Below are 15,486 nucleotides of genomic sequence, written 5' to 3'. Positions count from 1 at the left end.
CGATTATTTCGGGCTATTGGCGATTACGACATGCAGTTTAGTGTTAAATATTAACGAAAAAATCAGCTTTCACAGCTAAATATATAAATTGCATATTTGATTCTTTATGTCAATGCAAGAGTTGCCATCTGTGTGTGCCAAGTTAATAATTTGTTTCATACTAATACAAAGGAGAAGATGCATAGTGAAGGGTCGAGAAACAAACGTCACAATCTTAATGGCTGATGATGATGAAGACGACTGCATCTTGGTTCGTGAGGCATTGGCAGAAAGTCAATTACCAATTGAACTATACATCGTCAGTAATGGCGAACAGTTGATGGATTATCTGTACCACCGTGGTGGATATGCTAACAACAGCATACCGCATCCCGATTTGATTTTGTTAGATTTGAACATGCCCAGAATTGGTGGTCTGGAGGCGCTCAAAGAGATAAAAACTGACCCACAATTGCGGCAAATTCCAGTTGTTATCCTGTCAACATCACGAAGGGAAGAAGATATATATAATACTTACAATTTGGGTGCAAACTCCTTCATCACTAAGCCAGTGACTTTTGCTTCATTAGTTGAGGTCATGAAGACTCTAGTTAAATACTGGTTTGAAATTGTGAAACTGCCACTAGAAGCTGTGGGAGATAAACATGAACAACAGCCCTATCAAAGTTCTGTTCATTGATGATGACGAAGACGACTATATTTTGACTCGTTATTGGTTCAGTGAATTTCAAGCAGCAAACTGCGAGTTGGAATGGGTAAATAATTATGAAGCAGCAAGGAATGCGATCGCTTGCGATCAACATGACATTTATCTTGTAGACTACCGCTTGGGTGCAGACAGTGGACTGGAACTTTTGCGCGAAGCAATTGCCAACGGCTGTTGTTCTCCGATAATTTTGCTGACTGGCCAGGGCGATTGGGAAATAGATATTGAAGCGATGAAAGCCGGAGCCGCAGATTATCTTGAAAAAAGCCAGTTGACTGCACCTTTATTAGAGCGTTCTATTCGTTATGCCATTGAGCGCAAACAAACAGAACAGAAAATCCGCGAACAAGCTGCTTTACTAGATGTTGCCACCGATGCAATTTTTGTGTGTGATTTAGAAGAGAAAATTTTATTTTGGAACAAAGCTGCTGAGAGTCTGTACAGTTGGAATAAAGAAGAAGCTATCAATAAAAAGACACGAGTTCTCTGGCATGAAAAACATGTGTCTCAAGTTGAAAAAGCACTCAATATTATGATGAAAAATGGCTCTTGGGAGGGTGAGTTACATCAAAAAACAAAATCAGGTAGAGAAATTATTGTTGAAAGCCGTTGGACGCTAGTGCATGAATTCGGTAATAAAGCACAATCTATTCTGATTGTTAACACTGACATCACGCAAAAAAAACTACTAGAAGCACAATTTCTCCGTGCCCAACGATTGGAAAGTATTGGTACTTTAGCCAGTGGTATTGCCCACGACCTAAACAATATTCTTGCCCCGATTCTGATGACAGCCCAACTGTTAGAGATACAAATTCATGATGAACGTTCTCGGCGACTATTGCAAATATTGATTACAAACGCTAAACGTGGAGCTACTTTAGTTAAGCAAGTCTTATCTTTTACTCGCGGAATTGAGGGCGATCGCACTATATTGCAATTAAAGCATTTAATAGTAGAAATTCAGCAAATTATTAGAGAAACTTTTCCCAAATCCATTGAGGTTTCCACTCAAATTTCGCCAAATCTTTGGCCTGTATGCGGCGATGCTACCCAATTGCATCAAGTACTGATGAATTTGTGTGTCAATGCCCGTGATGCTATGCCAAATGGGGGAACTTTAAAAATATTAGCAGAAAACCTCTTAATTGATGAAAATTACGCCAAAATGAATATAGATGCTAAAGTTGGTCACCACATTGTTATTACTGTTAGTGATGGCGGAATTGGTATTCAAACAGAAATATTAGATCGAATATTTGAGCCATTTTTTACTACTAAACAACTCGGTAAAGGTACTGGTCTTGGTCTTTCTACAGTACTTGGCATTATTAAAAGCCACGGCGGTTTTATCGACGTAGTAAGCGTTGAAGGAAAAGGCAGCCAATTTAAAGTATATTTGCCAGCACAAGAGGCGGCAGTAACTATAGAAGAACAAGAAGAGGGATTACCCTTAGGACAAGGAGAATTAATTTTAATTGTAGATGATGAACCTGCCATTATAGATGTGACAAAAACATCTCTAGAAAGCCATAACTACAAAGCAATCACAGCTAGCGATGGTATTGAAGCAATAGCCTTATATGCAGAACATCGAGATAAAATATCTCTTGTCTTAACTGATATGCTCATGCCGTCAATGGATGGGATAACTACTATCCGCACGCTGCGAAAAATTAACCCAAATGTCAAAATCATTGCTGTCAGTGGACTGACTTCGCAAGATAAAGTTAATACAGCTTATGACATGGGTATCAAAGCTTTTTTATACAAGCCTTATACAGCTAGCCAATTATTGCAAACTATTAGCACAGTCAAAAATAATTAGAAGTTGGGCATTGAGCATTGGAAATTACTAATAGACATAGGAGTGAAAATGAATGTAGAGACGTTGCATTGCAACGTCTCTCCAGGGGTTTCAGGTGACGCATAATTAATTTCTGGAAAGATCTAATTTATTTTTCAAAGTTGAGAGTTATAATTTAAGAATTGCTAACTCCCAACTCTTCACTCATAACTCTTAATTATTTAATTACCCATGACTAAGGATGAAGTCTTAGCGGCTAATGCGGCTTTTTATCGAGCTTTTGAAAGAAAAGATATAGAGACAATGAGTGCAGTATGGTCACAAGGAACTGGTAGTTTTTGTATTCATCCTGGAAGTAATATACTGCGAGGTTGGAAGGAAATTCGCACCTCTTGGGAGCAGATATTTAAAAACACCGCTTATATTGAAATAAACACAGATATAATTGCTACAGAAATCACTGAAAAAATTGCTTATGTTGTGCTGAGAGAAAATGTGTTCCAAGTGGTAGGTGGCAGAAGACTTGAAGCACAATCAACAGCTACAAATATATTTCAGTTCCTTGGCGAGAAGTGGTATTTAGTACATCATCACGGTAGCCCAATTTTGCGGTAGATCAACTACTAACCAATGCCCAATGCTCAATGCCTAATGACTAATCAAATCTTGAAACCGCTGGTCTTCTCGAATATTGCCAAAATTAAGATCAGTTTTTGCTGTCTCTCGATATTCAGGATTGAGGTTGATAGCTTGTTGCAAATTATCTATTGCCAAATCGATATTCCCTAGCAAACTATAACAGTAAGCTTTGTTATAGCAAGCATCGTGATAGTCGGGTTTGATTTCGAGGGCTTTGTCATAAGAGGCGATCGCTTTTTCTAATCTTCGCAAATTAAATAGTACAATGCCCCGGTTGTACCAAGCATCGTGATAGTCGGGTTTGATTTTGAGGGCTTTGTCATAAGAGGCGATCGCTTCTTCTAATCTTCGCAAATTAAATAGGGCATTCCCCCGGTTGTTCCAAGCTTCGTGGTAGTCGGGTTTAATTTTGAGGGCTTTATCGTATGAGATGATCGCTTCTTTTAATCTTTCCAAATTTTTTAGCGCAATACCCCGGTTGTACCAAGCTTGGTGGTAGTCGGGTTTAATTTTAAGGGCTTTGTCATAAGAGGCGATCGCTTCTTCTAATCTTCGCAAATTAACTAGCGCAATACCCCGATTGTACCAAGTTTCGTGGTCGTTGGGTTTAATTTTAAGGGCTTTGTCATAAGAGGCGATCGCTTCTTCTAATCTTTCCAAATTAACTAGCGCAATGCCCCGATTGTACCAAGCTTCGTGACCGTCGGATTTGAATTTGATGGCTTGGTCGTATGAGGCGATCGCTTCTTCTGATCTTCTCAAATTAACTAGCACATTGCCTTTGGCAAACCAGATAGAAGGGGAATCAGGTGTGAAAGTGAGAGCTTTGTTTAAGCAACGTAGTGCATCTTGATAGCGTTTTAAGTTAATTAGATTCCAGCTAAAACTCAATAGGAAAGCTGGAATTTCTTGGTGTTTCTCTGCTAGCTGCAAAATCAACCGCGTGAAGCGCAATGTGTATTCGCCTGCTTCTACTTGCTTTGGCTTGGCCTCAATTTGCCCATCACGTGGTTCTAGGATGCGTTCAGCTGAAATCAGATAATTGGTAGCCCTGCGTATTTGCCAATAATACCAAAGCTGCTGCCAGAAATTTCTCGCCGCTAACATCCGTGCAGTCGCCTCCACTGTGAAGCGATAAAGTGGAAGGTCGAATTGTTGCAGCAAGTCCACGGCATCATAAATATAGCGGCTCACAGAATACTTCTCTACTGCCTTGTTATAACGATTTTTCCAAGTGTCTTTTAGGGTGTCGCGGTAATTTTGTACAGTCAAAGCCAAGCTTTCATTTTGCAGGCGGTGGAGATTCTCGACTACATTTCTAAATGTGCTGTCATTGCGCCTAGCTAGTTCGGGATATTGTTCTGTCTCTGCTTTGATGTTAGTCTCAGGAACCGTTTTTGCTAACATCGCAATGATGGCATCATCTTCTGGTTGTGGCAATTCATAAGTTTTAAATCGGTTCCACAGCTTGGGGTATTTATCCCATTGCAGTTTTTCCCAAGGACTGGGTTTTCCAATATCTTCGGAGTATCTTTCATTTCGTGCAGTGGCGATGACGCGGATTTCTGTCGGTTCGCATAACTCTTCATACTTATTTAAAGCTTGCAACAGCCTTTCTTGCAAGGGGACTTGAAACCTTTCTGCTAAACTTCTCTCGGCTTCTGGGGATATTTCGTGGCGGCTAGCATACATTTTCTGATTGAGATCATCAAAGAAAAACAGCAATTTGCGGTTTGTGCCTATCTCCTTTGGCATAGCCGCCGGAATATCTAGCCATTCTCCTAATTTGAGGTAAAGCACCGTCCAGCCTTCTTGGTTAAGATACTTTGCCAACTCGGCTGCTTCCCGCGTTTTCCCTAATCCCGTGCGTCCTAAAATCAATATCCAGCGATGTTCTTCTAGCTGCCGCTTTAGCTCATTGCGGATGTGACGATTTGGTACACGTTGTTGGTAAACTATGTTTCTATCAGCCAAAGGGTCATCATCATTACCACCTAAAATTCGCTGCATCAAGTCTTGACTCTTCGGTTTAATCACCTCAAAGGCAAAAGTTTTCTCCGGAATGCGTCGCTGGCGGTATTGCCAAATGAGCCACCAGAAAACACCGACGATCGCAGGGAACGCACCTGAGAGCAGGTTGTTAATAAAGTCTTTGTTGTTGTTGTAGAATTCTACAATTGGCTGAAGAAGGTTAAACACGCAGTTTATTTTAAGCGATCGCTACCTAATTACTCCTTAATCACAGTGTAATTCTTCTTACTACTCGCTATGAAGCCCTTAGCTTTTAAAAATAACTGCTGATTCAACCTTATTTTAGTATTGGTGTAGCGCTCGTAGTTAAGTTTTTGAGCAAAGAACTCGGAACTTCCACCTTTTAACTCGAAACTTCGACCTCTGAACTCGAAACCCAAGCCAAAAGCCTTATAATTTTGTCTCCCAACTCCAAAGGACAAATGACTAATGACAAATAACTAGTGACTAATCAACTCCACTGCATCTCGTTCATCGTAATTTTGTAAGTAAACTTTGACAACTTCTTCCTTAGCAGTAGGTAACTTCTTGCCAATAAAATCGGGGTGGATTGGTAATTCTCGGTGGCCCCTATCTACCAGCACAGCTAAACGAATCACCTCTGGTCTACCGTAGTCGTTGACTGCGTTCAAAGCAGCGCGAATCGTCCGTCCTTTGAAAATTACATCATCCACAAGTACAACAGTTTTACCCGTCAGGTCAAAAGGAATTTCGCTTTTTGCTGGAGTCCGCAATCCAATTTTGTCGAGGTCATCTCGGTAAAATGTAATGTCCAAAGCGCCAACTGACACGGCTACACCTTCGAGCGACTCAATCTGACGTGCCAACAATTCGGCTAATAACGCACCTCTTGTATAAATACCAAGAAGCACCAGTTGAGATAAATCGCGTGTCCTTTCCACAATTTGAGAGGCAAGGCGAGTCAAGGTACGACGGATTTCTTCTGACGAGAGAATTTCAACTACTTTGGCAGACATAGTGAGTGATAAGTTAGGGGTGATGAGTTAGGAGTTAGGAGTTTTTATTCTTAACTCCTGTACAGACGTGATTAATCGCGTCTCTAACTTTATATTTATCATTACCTATTTGGAAGTATTAAGAATATTGCGATCGCTATCCCTAACCATACCAAAAAACAATATCGGGTCAACTGCAAAGCATTCTGAATGGAAGTTGCAGTAATGGGATAAATAGCATCTCCTAGCAGTGGTTTGTACTTAGCTACCCCGCGATACCAATTTGTACCCCCCATCTGCACACCCAAAAAAGCAGCATAGGCGCACTCACTCCAGCCAGAATTGGGACTAGGATCGTTAATTGCATCCCGACGACAAATTTGCCAAACATACATCGGTTTACCCGATAACAGCGCCAGAGTCATAACTGTTAACCGACAAGGTAGCCAAGTCAAACAATCTTCTAACCGCGCACAGAACCATCCCAAATAAGTATAGGGTGCTTCTCGATAGCCCACCATTGAATCAAGGGTACTGCTAGCTTTATATGCTAAAGCCAAAGGAGTTGGCCCCACAACTGGCACAAAGACACCAATAATTGCATAAAAAAGTGGAGCCATCACCCCATCAGTGGCATTTTCTGCAACCGTTTCTAAAACGGCTCGGTAAATTTCTGTTTGTGAGAGGTTTTGGGTATCCCGACCAACATAATTACTTAAAATCTTTCGAGCTTTTTCCAAATCTCCTGTTGTTAAAGGTTCTAAAACAGCCACTGCTGCGGCTCGTAAACTTCTACCAGCAAAACAACTAGCCAAAAGAATGCTATTTATGGCAATTCCCAACAACGGATGAACCAATTTGGCACTTTGAATAATCAAAAAGCCAACAAGCGCACTACCAATTATCAGGATAATACCTAGTAAAATTCCAGCTAGGCGTTGCGTTAGAGAATTTTGACATAATTTAAGAGAAAATTTGGTCAGACGAAAAATTACCCACCCCATAACTTGCACTGGATGAGGCCAATTCCAAGGATCGCCAATTAAGTAATCTAAAAGTGCAGCGATTATTAAGATATAGATGCTATTGCTCATAAGTTACGAGTCAAAAATCAATATTTGAACGTATTGACTTTTGACTAAACCACAAAACTAGCTTCTTCTCCAAGAGCAGCTTGCCAGCTACGAGCATCATAATAAAGGTCTGCCAAAGTAATACTGTATAAAGCTTCTTTAAGCTTTTGGTTGAGTCTCTGCCATAGGCTAAATGTTACCCAATCTTCAGCTTGTGCAGGTGCTGGGGTGTGATGGGGTAAAGGGCTAGTCTCGCCAACTGCTTCTAAAATTTGTCCTATAGATATTTGTGCAGGCTCTCTTGCCAATTGGTATCCGCCGATGCTACCACGAATTGATTTTACTAAAGATGCACGACGCATTTCTATTAGTAGTTTTTCAAGGTAAGGAGCTGGAATATCTTGGCGTTTAGCGATCGCTCTTACAGATACAGGGCCATATTTTGGCTGTAAACTCAAATCTAGCAACGCCTTCACACTATAGTGTCCTCTGGTAGTTAGTTTCATTTTGGTAAGCTTTATTGTTTGTCCTCTGTCTTATGTAAATAACCAATTGACCAATAACCAATTATCAATGGTTAAGGATCAGTTTTACTTATCATTCTGTGACACTGTTATCATCCTCAGCAAGTAAACAACTTTTCGAGCGTCACTTTAGAAAACTTAAAACTTGTATAGTCTAGCAGTGATTCACTAACTATATATAGATAGTTATCAGCATTGCCAGCGTTATCTAAAATAGATTGTCTTAGCAATATTGGTAATGGGATAACAATTGTGCATCTGAGTGTAATATACTTGGCTAGGTTGAGATAAAAACTAAAGGATTATGTTCCTATTAGCTCAACGTCAGCTAAAATAAAATCGATTCCAACACTTCAAACATTCATTTTCGACCTAAGTTGATGCCTAAACAGAAAAAAATTGAACCCCTACTCGGTGAAGAACTGCTCAAAAAAGTCAAAGAGCTAGAGAACGAGAGTAAAGAAGACAAAGCCAAAAAGTGCGGCTACTATACCGTTACCAAAAATGGTATAGAGCGTGTCAATATGATGAAATTCTTAAATGCCCTAATTGATGCTGAAGGCATTCAGTTGGATAGTACACCCAGTGCTAATGGGCGTGGTGGACGTAGTGCTAGCTATAGAATTAGTGTGCAATCGAATGGTAACTTACTGATAGGTTCAGCTTATACAAAACAGATGAATCTAAAACCAGGAGATGAGTTTCTAATCACTTTAGGTAAAAAGCACATTCGTCTAAAACAGGTAGACCCAGAAGATCGGGAAGGTGATGAAGACATAGACGCTACAGCTTAATAAATGGTCATTAGTCAATTGTCATTTGTCCTTTGTGAAAACCAATGACCGATGACCAATGACCAATGACTAATGACTAATGAATATATCTGTGGTTGGTAAGGCCGGAAAATAGTGGAGAAGTGCTTTGCGCGTAACTGCTAAATTGCAGGTTAATGCAATTTGCTCTTTTTCTAGTAAACCCAAAATGCGATCGGGTTTATCTCGTGCTACTACTGGTAATTGATGCAAACCTCTAAGACTCATGCGGTCTAAAGCTTCAGATAATAGTTCATCTTGCCATGCATAAAGGATTTCAGTAGTACAAATGTCTATGAGAGTTTGACTAGATAAATTATCTGGAATTTCAGTTGGTGAATTTGAGTAAGTTTGCCAAAGAGCAAGGGCACGGTTAATATCTTCCAGAGAGAGTATGCCAATTAATTGCTCTGCTTCATCAACTACTAAAGCACTGCGGACGCGATCGCGGATCATTTCTACAGCTGCATCTAATACTCCAAGAGTTGCAGGTAACTTTTTTGGGCAGGGATACATAGCATCTTCTACCAAAATTTGCTGTACAATTTCCGCTTGTTCATCTTTCAATTCAGAAAGACCAATTTGTTGTAAGTTAGAGTTAGAGTTAAAAGTTGGTTTAATCCTTTCCACTAGCCAAACACTCAAACCCACAGCGGCCATCAACGGTAAAACAATGCGATAGTCGCGGGTTAATTCAAAGAGCATTAAAATAGACGTTAAGGGCGCTCTAACACTACCAGCTAACACTGCTGCCATTCCTACCATTGCATAAGCTGGGGGAGCCGCCATCAGATCGCAAAGAGCCGGGAATGCCACAGCCAAAATTTTGGCGTAAGCCGATCCGAAAGAAGCGCCTAAAAACATTGCTGGTGCAAACAAACCGCCGATGAAACCACTACCTGCACTAATTGCAGTCATCACTAACTTCACCACCAACAGCACCACCAATAGGTAGAGTGGAAACTCCACATCCTGAAGCATTGCTTCTACAGTTTCATAACCCACACCCAGAATTTGCGGGAAGTGCAAAGCAACTGCGCCAATCATCACACCGCCAATAATTGGATGAATCGGCTCAGGAATTTGTCCCAAAAAGGCAAAACCTGGAACTTTGCCACCAAAGCAGGCTTTTGCTCCCCGAATTGATTGAGTATAAGTGACAGAAATTAGGCTGGCCCCTAAACCCAAGCCAAGGTAAAGGGGTAATTCTAAAGGACTGCGGACTTGGTAGACAGGTAAATCAAAAGCAGGTTGTGCCCCCAAACCAATTTGGGCAATTAATGCTGCTACCACCGCCGCTAACAGCACCACACTCACCGCAGAAGTAGCGAAAGATGTCGCCCCCATCACCACCTCTAGAGCAAAAAATACTCCAGCGATGGGAGCATTAAATCCAGCCGCAAGTCCAGCCGCAGCGCCAGCACCTAAAAGCAAACGTTGGCGTTCTTGAGATACATTCAGGATCACAGACAACAACATCCCAAAATTTGCGCCAATTTCTACACTCGGCCCCTCTGGGCCTAAAGAAGCACCGCTACCTAAAGAAACAGATGCAGCCAGCATCTTCGTGACAGGTCGTAGTGGTTGCTTAATCTCTGTTCCCTGAGAAGCGGCGATAAGAGATGAAAGTCCAGGGCCAAAATCTTGAGTGCGCCAGCGCATCAAGCCAACGATTAATCCGCCAAGGGTGGGAACGCAGGCTAAAGTCCAAGCACCCCAGACGCCGATTTGACCCATTAAATTTTCCAGCATCAACTGGTGAATCAGCTGGATTAAATAGTGAAAGGTGACTATACCCATACCCGTACCACCGCCAATGAGCATGGCTAAAAACAGGACAACGGTTTCTGGGGATGGTTGAAAACGATTAATTAGGTGGGCTAAACGAGCAGAAGGTGTAGGAAAGGCAGGTTGTTCCGTTACCTTCCTTAGTTGAGTGGGAGGCAAGAGAGTCATTGAGAGGCGGGGTAAATGTAAGAAAAAATTTAAATTTTTATCTGTTACTTATCATTGTGAGCCATTATTTAGCAACCAGACAAGTAGACTTTATTTGCTTGATTTACAAAGATTTAGTAAAAAATGTGATTGTGCAAATTTTTATGGGGAAAATGGTTACATGGGAGACAATTATTTAAGGGTCAGCGATGCCTAGTTTGGATGTAGCTGCGGCTAGTGGGGTGGGAGTGAGCGCCAACGCTATTCTTTTTAAAGACAACAAGTTTTTGTGGGCTGGGTGGACGCACCCACGAATATTAACTAGTAGTCCATTAAAGAAACTTTGCGGAGGTTTATGGTAAGAAAATCAAGTTGTTTTCTTCCCGTGCTTCGTTTCACCCGTCATTTTTGGGTTGGTCAAGTACTAGGAGTCATCCTTGCCTAAATCTAGCTATACTCGTGTTGCGACCATTGGCCATCCTTGGTAGTAATACAATATATGTATGATTTATGGCTGAGGTCAGACCATACTTGGAAGTCTGCTAAGTATTGATCGGAATTCAGTATAGCTATTGTTATAGAGCGAGTAAATGGACTAGGCGGACGAGGTAAATGAATATACACACCTTTGATAATCATTATGTTACTTGCCCAATTTGTCAAAGAAATAATACGCCCAAACTAGTTAAAACGCGCATGGGCTTGTTTTGCTGTCCCAATTGCCAGGAACGGCTAGTAGTTTGCCAAAGTGGTCATTATGTGCGCGATCCGTTTACTTGGAGACAATTGATGGTTGCTTCGTCGCTACGTCGTCAAAGCCGACCTTTAGCTAGGATTATCAGAGATTTTGTCTTGCTAAAACGTCCTATGGTAGCCTTGGCTGTGGGGAGTGCGATTTTCTTTAGTGCGATCGCCTTAACTCAGGAAAGGACAAACTACGATCACCCAGGATTACCCACAACAGAGAAAGTTAATAAACCAGGAAACAACTTTCAGTAAATGGATTACTTTGGTATAAATCAAATCTTACTTTGATTTTTGTAATATTATAACTAAATACTTCTATGAAACCGTGTCTTATTGCCCCAAATAGGACACGATTTTACATTATGTTCGCTTAAATATACCTCTCTGAAAAATACCTAAATTCAGCCATTTAGTGAGTATCAACACACCGACGGCTAATAGAGATAAAATAGAAATTATAAATTTGTAAGCACAATATAATAACCATTCATGAAATAAATTTTTGATAGTCAACTTGAAGCAGAATACATGGATGCGGATAACTGGACATATCAACTACAAAAGGTACAACCCATGAGTTCTCGCGCACTGTTGTTAGTAAATCGTCATGCCCGCCAAGGAGAAAAGGGTATATCGGAAGCGATTGAATATCTAAAAACACTCGGCTTTGATTTAATTGAGGAGTCTACAGAAGACCCCAAACATCTTGCGGAAGTTATAGTTCGCTATCAGCATCAAGTTGACTTAGTAATAATTGGTGGAGGAGATGGGACTCTCAATGCGGCAGTAGATGGTTTAGTTAAGACTCAGTTGCCCTTGGGAATTTTGCCTTTAGGAACTGCCAATGATCTGGCTAGAACTTTGGGAATCCCCAATTCCCTCAGCGAAGCTTGCAACATTATTGGATATAAAAATTCACACCGCATAGACTTGGGTTGGGTGAACGACAAGCACTTTTTTAACGTTGCCAGTCTGGGATTGAGTGTAAAAATTACTCAGCGACTTACCAAAGAAGTCAAACGCCGTTGGGGAGTATTTGCTTATGCTGCCACTGCATTGCAAGTGATTTTGGAAGCTAGACCTTTTACTGCGGAGATTTTAATCAATGGTGAATTAGTTCGCGTGAAAACAGTGCAAATTGCTGTGGGTAACGGCCGCTATTACGGTGGTGGTATGGCAGTGGCTGACGATGCAACAATAGATGATCAAAGGTTAGACCTTTATAGCTTAGAGATTAAAAATTGGTGGGAGATTCTACTATTACTCCCGGCGATGCAACGAGGGCGACATATACATTGGAAGAGTGTACGCTCTCTTCAAGGTCAAGAAATAGAGGTGCGAACTCGCAAACCTCGCCCTATTAATACCGATGGTGAAATTACTACCTATACACCTGCTCATTTTCGAGTTATACCTAAAGCTATAGCTGTTTTAGTACCCCCAGAAATTAGGAGTTAAGAGTTATTCTCTCTCATCTCCCTCTACTAAAAATGTGGGAACTTGCACCAAATGCATCTGAGATTTTCTCAAGATATAAAGTCCTTGTTGCAACGCCTAGCTGAACAACCGTTAACTCTAGGTGATATTTTGGCAGAAACCTCAGAACGGGGGTTCTGCCTAGTAATTACATTATTAATTTTGCCTTTTTTATTTCCTATGCCACCGGGATTAACTGGGCCGTTTGGTGGTGCTTGTTTACTGTTGTCAGTGCAAATGGTTTTAGGGAGGCGATCGCCTTGGCTACCGAAAAGAATTGCTAACTATAAATTTCCTCGTCCCTTTGCCCAGTTACTTTTGCAAAATTTGGGACGTCTTACCAAAGTATTACAGAAAATCGCCCGTCCTCGATTGGCAAAAATAGCCCATAGTCCTGTGATTTGGCGAATTAATGGGCTTTGTATCTCTTTTTTAACAGTATTACTAATATTACCAATTCCTTTTACAAATCCTATCCCCACTGTAGGTATTTTACTTTTGACTGTTGCCACCATCGAATCTGATGGTTTATTAATTTGCATCAGCTACGGTATTACTATCCTAATTACCTTGTTCTTTGGATTTATGGGTTATGCAGTATGGTTAGCTCCTAGTTTGCTGCCATCTATATTTAAATAATAAAAGCCCCCAACTTTAGGCTGAAGGCTGTAATTTATTAGGGTGCATCTACCATTTATTAATCCACTTTATTGATTGCCATATCCGGGAAAATTAAACCTTTATTCTTATATTCAAAAATATCAGCAATAAAAAAGCCTTCAACTAAAAGCTGAGGGCTGTGATTTAATTAAGGTGCATCTACCATTTAGATATCCGCTTTATTGATTGTCATATCCGGGAAAATTTAACTTTGCAAAAAATTATTTGAATTTAAAATCAAAAAATGTCAATAATAAAAAAAGCCCCCAACTAAAAGCTGAGGGCTGTGATTTAATTAAGGTGCATCTACTATCTATATATCCGCCTTAGTTATTACTGCATCAGGAAGAATTGAAAAAAATAGATAGCTGTAGAATTAATTTCGTTAGATACAAAAGTAGTACTGATATCATCGAGGATAACCTACGGTTTTTAACTAGGTAATTATTGCTCAACTTCATAGTAATTTTACAATTACCCGAAATTTCCCTTGGATACGCAAAGTTTCTGTTAATATCTTTGAGCCTATATCCGCAATAGTACGAATTTAGTTTATTAGTTGGGTATATAGCTATGAAAGTTAAACGTACCCAACTTGATGAAGCGATCGCAGTTTCTATTAGCCCTTGCTAGTTTTAGTATTGTCGGGGGAAGCTTTTTTCTGAGAACAACTTTTAACAGTACTAAGGAACCTAAAATAATAACCGATACATCACGCTACCAAGAAATTCGTAATCAACTATGGTCTGATAATGACCAAGTAAAACATTTTCCTAATCAGATTCCCACTGATGCCAAAGATGTTCGCATTGCTTACTCTCCCGAATTGCAAGGAAGTAGTTTTTTTCAAATTAGGCTGAAACAGCCACCAAACAAGATAGAAAAACTACTTTCACAATACAGAAGTAGTGCCAAGCACAAATATAGGGGTGGTAACACAAACGATCACATAAATCAACCTAATGGTGTGCCGACAACTTTTTTCTACACTAGTGGCTCTCATACAGAATCTTTTCCACCTAACTATGAAATATTGGTATTAAATACAGAGGATAAAGGTAGACCTGGCTTCAAGTGGAATCATGGAAATAGCTACGGCGTCGCTATTAATACTTCCGCCTCAGAAATTATTTACTGGTCTGAAAAATGGTGATTAACAATTTCATTTTGAATCGGAATCGCCATGAGAAAAATTATGATTTTGGTCATGTCCCTCACTTCATTACTAAATAGGGCTTTTCAGCTTTTAGGTATATCACTTTGGGTAGTTAAAACTTTTAGCCAACATCACTAAAATTATGATGGTGCTTAAAAACTATCTGAATATGTAGAATGCCAACTGCTTTAATTACTGGTGCTTCTAGTGGTATTGGTAAAGCTTTTGCCCAAGAACTAGCTGCACGCAAGACCAATCTTGTACTCGTTGCTCGTTCCCAAGAGAAACTAAGCCAATTAGCTAAAGAACTAGAAGAACAACACGAAATTCAAGTAGAGGTTATAGTTAAAGACCTCACAGAAGCTAATGCAGCAGCAGCTATATTTGATGCTACTAAAGAAAAGGGATTAACTATTGACTTATTAATCAACAATGCTGGTTTTGGTTACTATGGGGACTTTGCTGAAGGTGATGGAGAAAGACAAGTCAAAATTGTACAATTAAACATTTTGGCATTGGTAGATTTAACCCACAAATTTCTCCCATTGATGCGCCAACGTCGTTCTGGAAGTATTATTAACGTATCCTCTATTACCGCATTTCAACCGATACCATACCTTTCTGTTTATGCTGCTAGTAAAGCTTTTATTCTCAGCTTTAGTGAAGCACTATGGGCAGAAAATCGTCAATATGGTGTCCGTATTTTGGTCACTTGTCCAGGGCCAATAGAAACGAACTTTTTTGCAGAAGCTCATTTTCCTCCAGCGCTAGCAAGCATTACAGATAAAGTGTATTCTTCCGAAAAAGTTGTTTGGGAATCGTTAGACGCTTTAGAAAAAGGCTATCCAACTGTTATTAGCTCTGATAGTATTACTCAAATTAGAAGCAAATTATCTCGACTTGTACCGCGCAAACTTTTGTTGAATATGTTAGCAAAACACTTTAAAGCCTAAGTATATTTATT

The 15,486-nt window shown here is 40.2% G+C and carries 15 protein-coding genes; 10 read left to right on the top strand and 5 right to left on the bottom strand.

Going from position 1 to position 15,486, the window contains the following annotated elements; all coding sequences use genetic code 11:
* The first annotated feature begins 184 nt into the window (after nucleotides 1-184).
* From RMY00_RS32570 to RMY00_RS32560, 3 genes are all read left to right on the top strand, one after another.
* Nucleotides 185-679 (top strand): response regulator, encoded by a 495-nt coding sequence (locus tag RMY00_RS32570; RefSeq protein WP_322651500.1) that lies wholly within the window; start codon nucleotides 185-187, stop codon nucleotides 677-679.
* A complete protein-coding gene (locus RMY00_RS32565) occupies nucleotides 645-2,534 on the top strand; it encodes a response regulator (RefSeq protein WP_322651499.1) in 1,890 nt (629 codons plus the stop codon). The genes RMY00_RS32570 and RMY00_RS32565 overlap by 35 nt, the downstream gene beginning before the upstream one ends.
* 210 nt (nucleotides 2,535-2,744) lie before the next feature.
* On the top strand, nucleotides 2,745-3,128 hold the full coding sequence (locus tag RMY00_RS32560; RefSeq protein WP_322651498.1) for a nuclear transport factor 2 family protein: 384 nt from the start codon (nucleotides 2,745-2,747) through the stop codon (nucleotides 3,126-3,128).
* 33 nt (nucleotides 3,129-3,161) lie between these two features.
* On the opposite strand, the gene RMY00_RS32555 is transcribed toward RMY00_RS32560, so the two are convergent.
* The 4 genes from RMY00_RS32555 to RMY00_RS32540 form a co-directional block, all read right to left on the bottom strand.
* A complete protein-coding gene (locus RMY00_RS32555) occupies nucleotides 3,162-5,351 on the bottom strand; it encodes a tetratricopeptide repeat protein (protein ID WP_322651497.1) in 2,190 nt (729 codons plus the stop codon).
* A 272-nt stretch (nucleotides 5,352-5,623) separates the two neighbouring features.
* Nucleotides 5,624-6,160, bottom strand: a complete 537-nt coding sequence (gene pyrR / locus RMY00_RS32550) for a bifunctional pyr operon transcriptional regulator/uracil phosphoribosyltransferase PyrR (RefSeq protein ID WP_322651496.1) — start codon at nucleotides 6,158-6,160, stop codon at nucleotides 5,624-5,626.
* Between the two features lie 101 nt (nucleotides 6,161-6,261).
* Entirely contained in the window at nucleotides 6,262-7,233 is a 972-nt protein-coding gene (gene cbiB / locus RMY00_RS32545; protein ID WP_322651495.1) for an adenosylcobinamide-phosphate synthase CbiB, read from the bottom strand.
* Between the two features lie 44 nt (nucleotides 7,234-7,277).
* Entirely contained in the window at nucleotides 7,278-7,718 is a 441-nt protein-coding gene (locus RMY00_RS32540; RefSeq protein ID WP_229554448.1) for an Rrf2 family transcriptional regulator, read from the bottom strand.
* Between the two features lie 398 nt (nucleotides 7,719-8,116).
* Here RMY00_RS32540 and RMY00_RS32535 point away from each other — a divergent pair, with 398 nt between their 5' ends.
* Nucleotides 8,117-8,530, top strand: a complete 414-nt coding sequence (locus tag RMY00_RS32535; protein WP_322651494.1) for an AbrB family transcriptional regulator — start codon at nucleotides 8,117-8,119, stop codon at nucleotides 8,528-8,530.
* Nucleotides 8,531-8,599: 69 nt separating this feature from the next.
* Here the strand turns inward: RMY00_RS32535 and RMY00_RS32530 are convergent, their stop codons facing one another.
* Complete coding sequence (locus RMY00_RS32530; protein ID WP_322651493.1) at nucleotides 8,600-10,504, bottom strand: chloride channel protein; 1,905 nt, start codon at nucleotides 10,502-10,504, stop codon at nucleotides 8,600-8,602.
* A gap of 188 nt (nucleotides 10,505-10,692) precedes the next feature.
* Here RMY00_RS32530 and RMY00_RS32525 point away from each other — a divergent pair, with 188 nt between their 5' ends.
* From RMY00_RS32525 to RMY00_RS32500, 6 genes are all read left to right on the top strand, one after another.
* A complete protein-coding gene (locus RMY00_RS32525; RefSeq protein ID WP_322651492.1) occupies nucleotides 10,693-10,845 on the top strand; it encodes a hypothetical protein in 153 nt (50 codons plus the stop codon).
* 250 nt (nucleotides 10,846-11,095) lie between these two features.
* Entirely contained in the window at nucleotides 11,096-11,482 is a 387-nt protein-coding gene (locus RMY00_RS32520; RefSeq protein ID WP_322651491.1) for a hypothetical protein, read from the top strand.
* A 321-nt stretch (nucleotides 11,483-11,803) separates the two neighbouring features.
* The gene (locus tag RMY00_RS32515) at nucleotides 11,804-12,688 is read left to right on the top strand and encodes a lipid kinase (protein WP_322651490.1); all 885 of its coding nucleotides are present in this window, start codon (nucleotides 11,804-11,806) and stop codon (nucleotides 12,686-12,688) included.
* A 51-nt stretch (nucleotides 12,689-12,739) separates the two neighbouring features.
* Nucleotides 12,740-13,345 (top strand): exopolysaccharide biosynthesis protein, encoded by a 606-nt coding sequence (locus tag RMY00_RS32510; RefSeq protein WP_322651489.1) that lies wholly within the window; start codon nucleotides 12,740-12,742, stop codon nucleotides 13,343-13,345.
* A gap of 619 nt (nucleotides 13,346-13,964) precedes the next feature.
* Complete coding sequence (locus RMY00_RS32505; protein ID WP_322651488.1) at nucleotides 13,965-14,519, top strand: hypothetical protein; 555 nt, start codon at nucleotides 13,965-13,967, stop codon at nucleotides 14,517-14,519.
* A gap of 179 nt (nucleotides 14,520-14,698) precedes the next feature.
* On the top strand, nucleotides 14,699-15,475 hold the full coding sequence (locus RMY00_RS32500) for an SDR family oxidoreductase (protein ID WP_322651487.1): 777 nt from the start codon (nucleotides 14,699-14,701) through the stop codon (nucleotides 15,473-15,475).
* The last annotated feature ends 11 nt before the right edge of the window (nucleotides 15,476-15,486 follow it).

Origin of the sequence: Nostoc sp. ChiVER01, from assembly GCF_034531155.1 — a bacterium.
GTDB lineage: Bacteria > Cyanobacteriota > Cyanobacteriia > Cyanobacteriales > Nostocaceae > Nostoc.
The sequence above is the reverse complement of the archived record's forward strand: the minus strand, read 5'-3'. Positions and strand labels throughout refer to the sequence as shown.

Bases quoted from the DNA above. Each gene is read 5' to 3' on its own strand.
- RMY00_RS32565 (WP_322651499.1), top strand. From the start codon at position 645: ATGAACAACAGCCCTATCAAAGTTCTGTTCATTGATGATGACGAAGAC.
- RMY00_RS32560 (WP_322651498.1), top strand. From the start codon at position 2,745: ATGACTAAGGATGAAGTCTTAGCGGCTAATGCGGCTTTTTATCGAGCT.
- pyrR (WP_322651496.1), bottom strand. From the start codon at position 6,160: ATGTCTGCCAAAGTAGTTGAAATTCTCTCGTCAGAAGAAATCCGTCGT.
- cbiB (WP_322651495.1), bottom strand. From the start codon at position 7,233: ATGAGCAATAGCATCTATATCTTAATAATCGCTGCACTTTTAGATTAC.
- RMY00_RS32540 (WP_229554448.1), bottom strand. From the start codon at position 7,718: ATGAAACTAACTACCAGAGGACACTATAGTGTGAAGGCGTTGCTAGAT.
- RMY00_RS32535 (WP_322651494.1), top strand. From the start codon at position 8,117: ATGCCTAAACAGAAAAAAATTGAACCCCTACTCGGTGAAGAACTGCTC.
- RMY00_RS32530 (WP_322651493.1), bottom strand. From the start codon at position 10,504: ATGACTCTCTTGCCTCCCACTCAACTAAGGAAGGTAACGGAACAACCT.
- RMY00_RS32525 (WP_322651492.1), top strand. From the start codon at position 10,693: ATGCCTAGTTTGGATGTAGCTGCGGCTAGTGGGGTGGGAGTGAGCGCC.
- RMY00_RS32520 (WP_322651491.1), top strand. From the start codon at position 11,096: ATGAATATACACACCTTTGATAATCATTATGTTACTTGCCCAATTTGT.
- RMY00_RS32515 (WP_322651490.1), top strand. From the start codon at position 11,804: ATGAGTTCTCGCGCACTGTTGTTAGTAAATCGTCATGCCCGCCAAGGA.
- RMY00_RS32510 (WP_322651489.1), top strand. From the start codon at position 12,740: ATGCATCTGAGATTTTCTCAAGATATAAAGTCCTTGTTGCAACGCCTA.
- RMY00_RS32505 (WP_322651488.1), top strand. From the start codon at position 13,965: ATGAAGCGATCGCAGTTTCTATTAGCCCTTGCTAGTTTTAGTATTGTC.
- RMY00_RS32500 (WP_322651487.1), top strand. From the start codon at position 14,699: ATGCCAACTGCTTTAATTACTGGTGCTTCTAGTGGTATTGGTAAAGCT.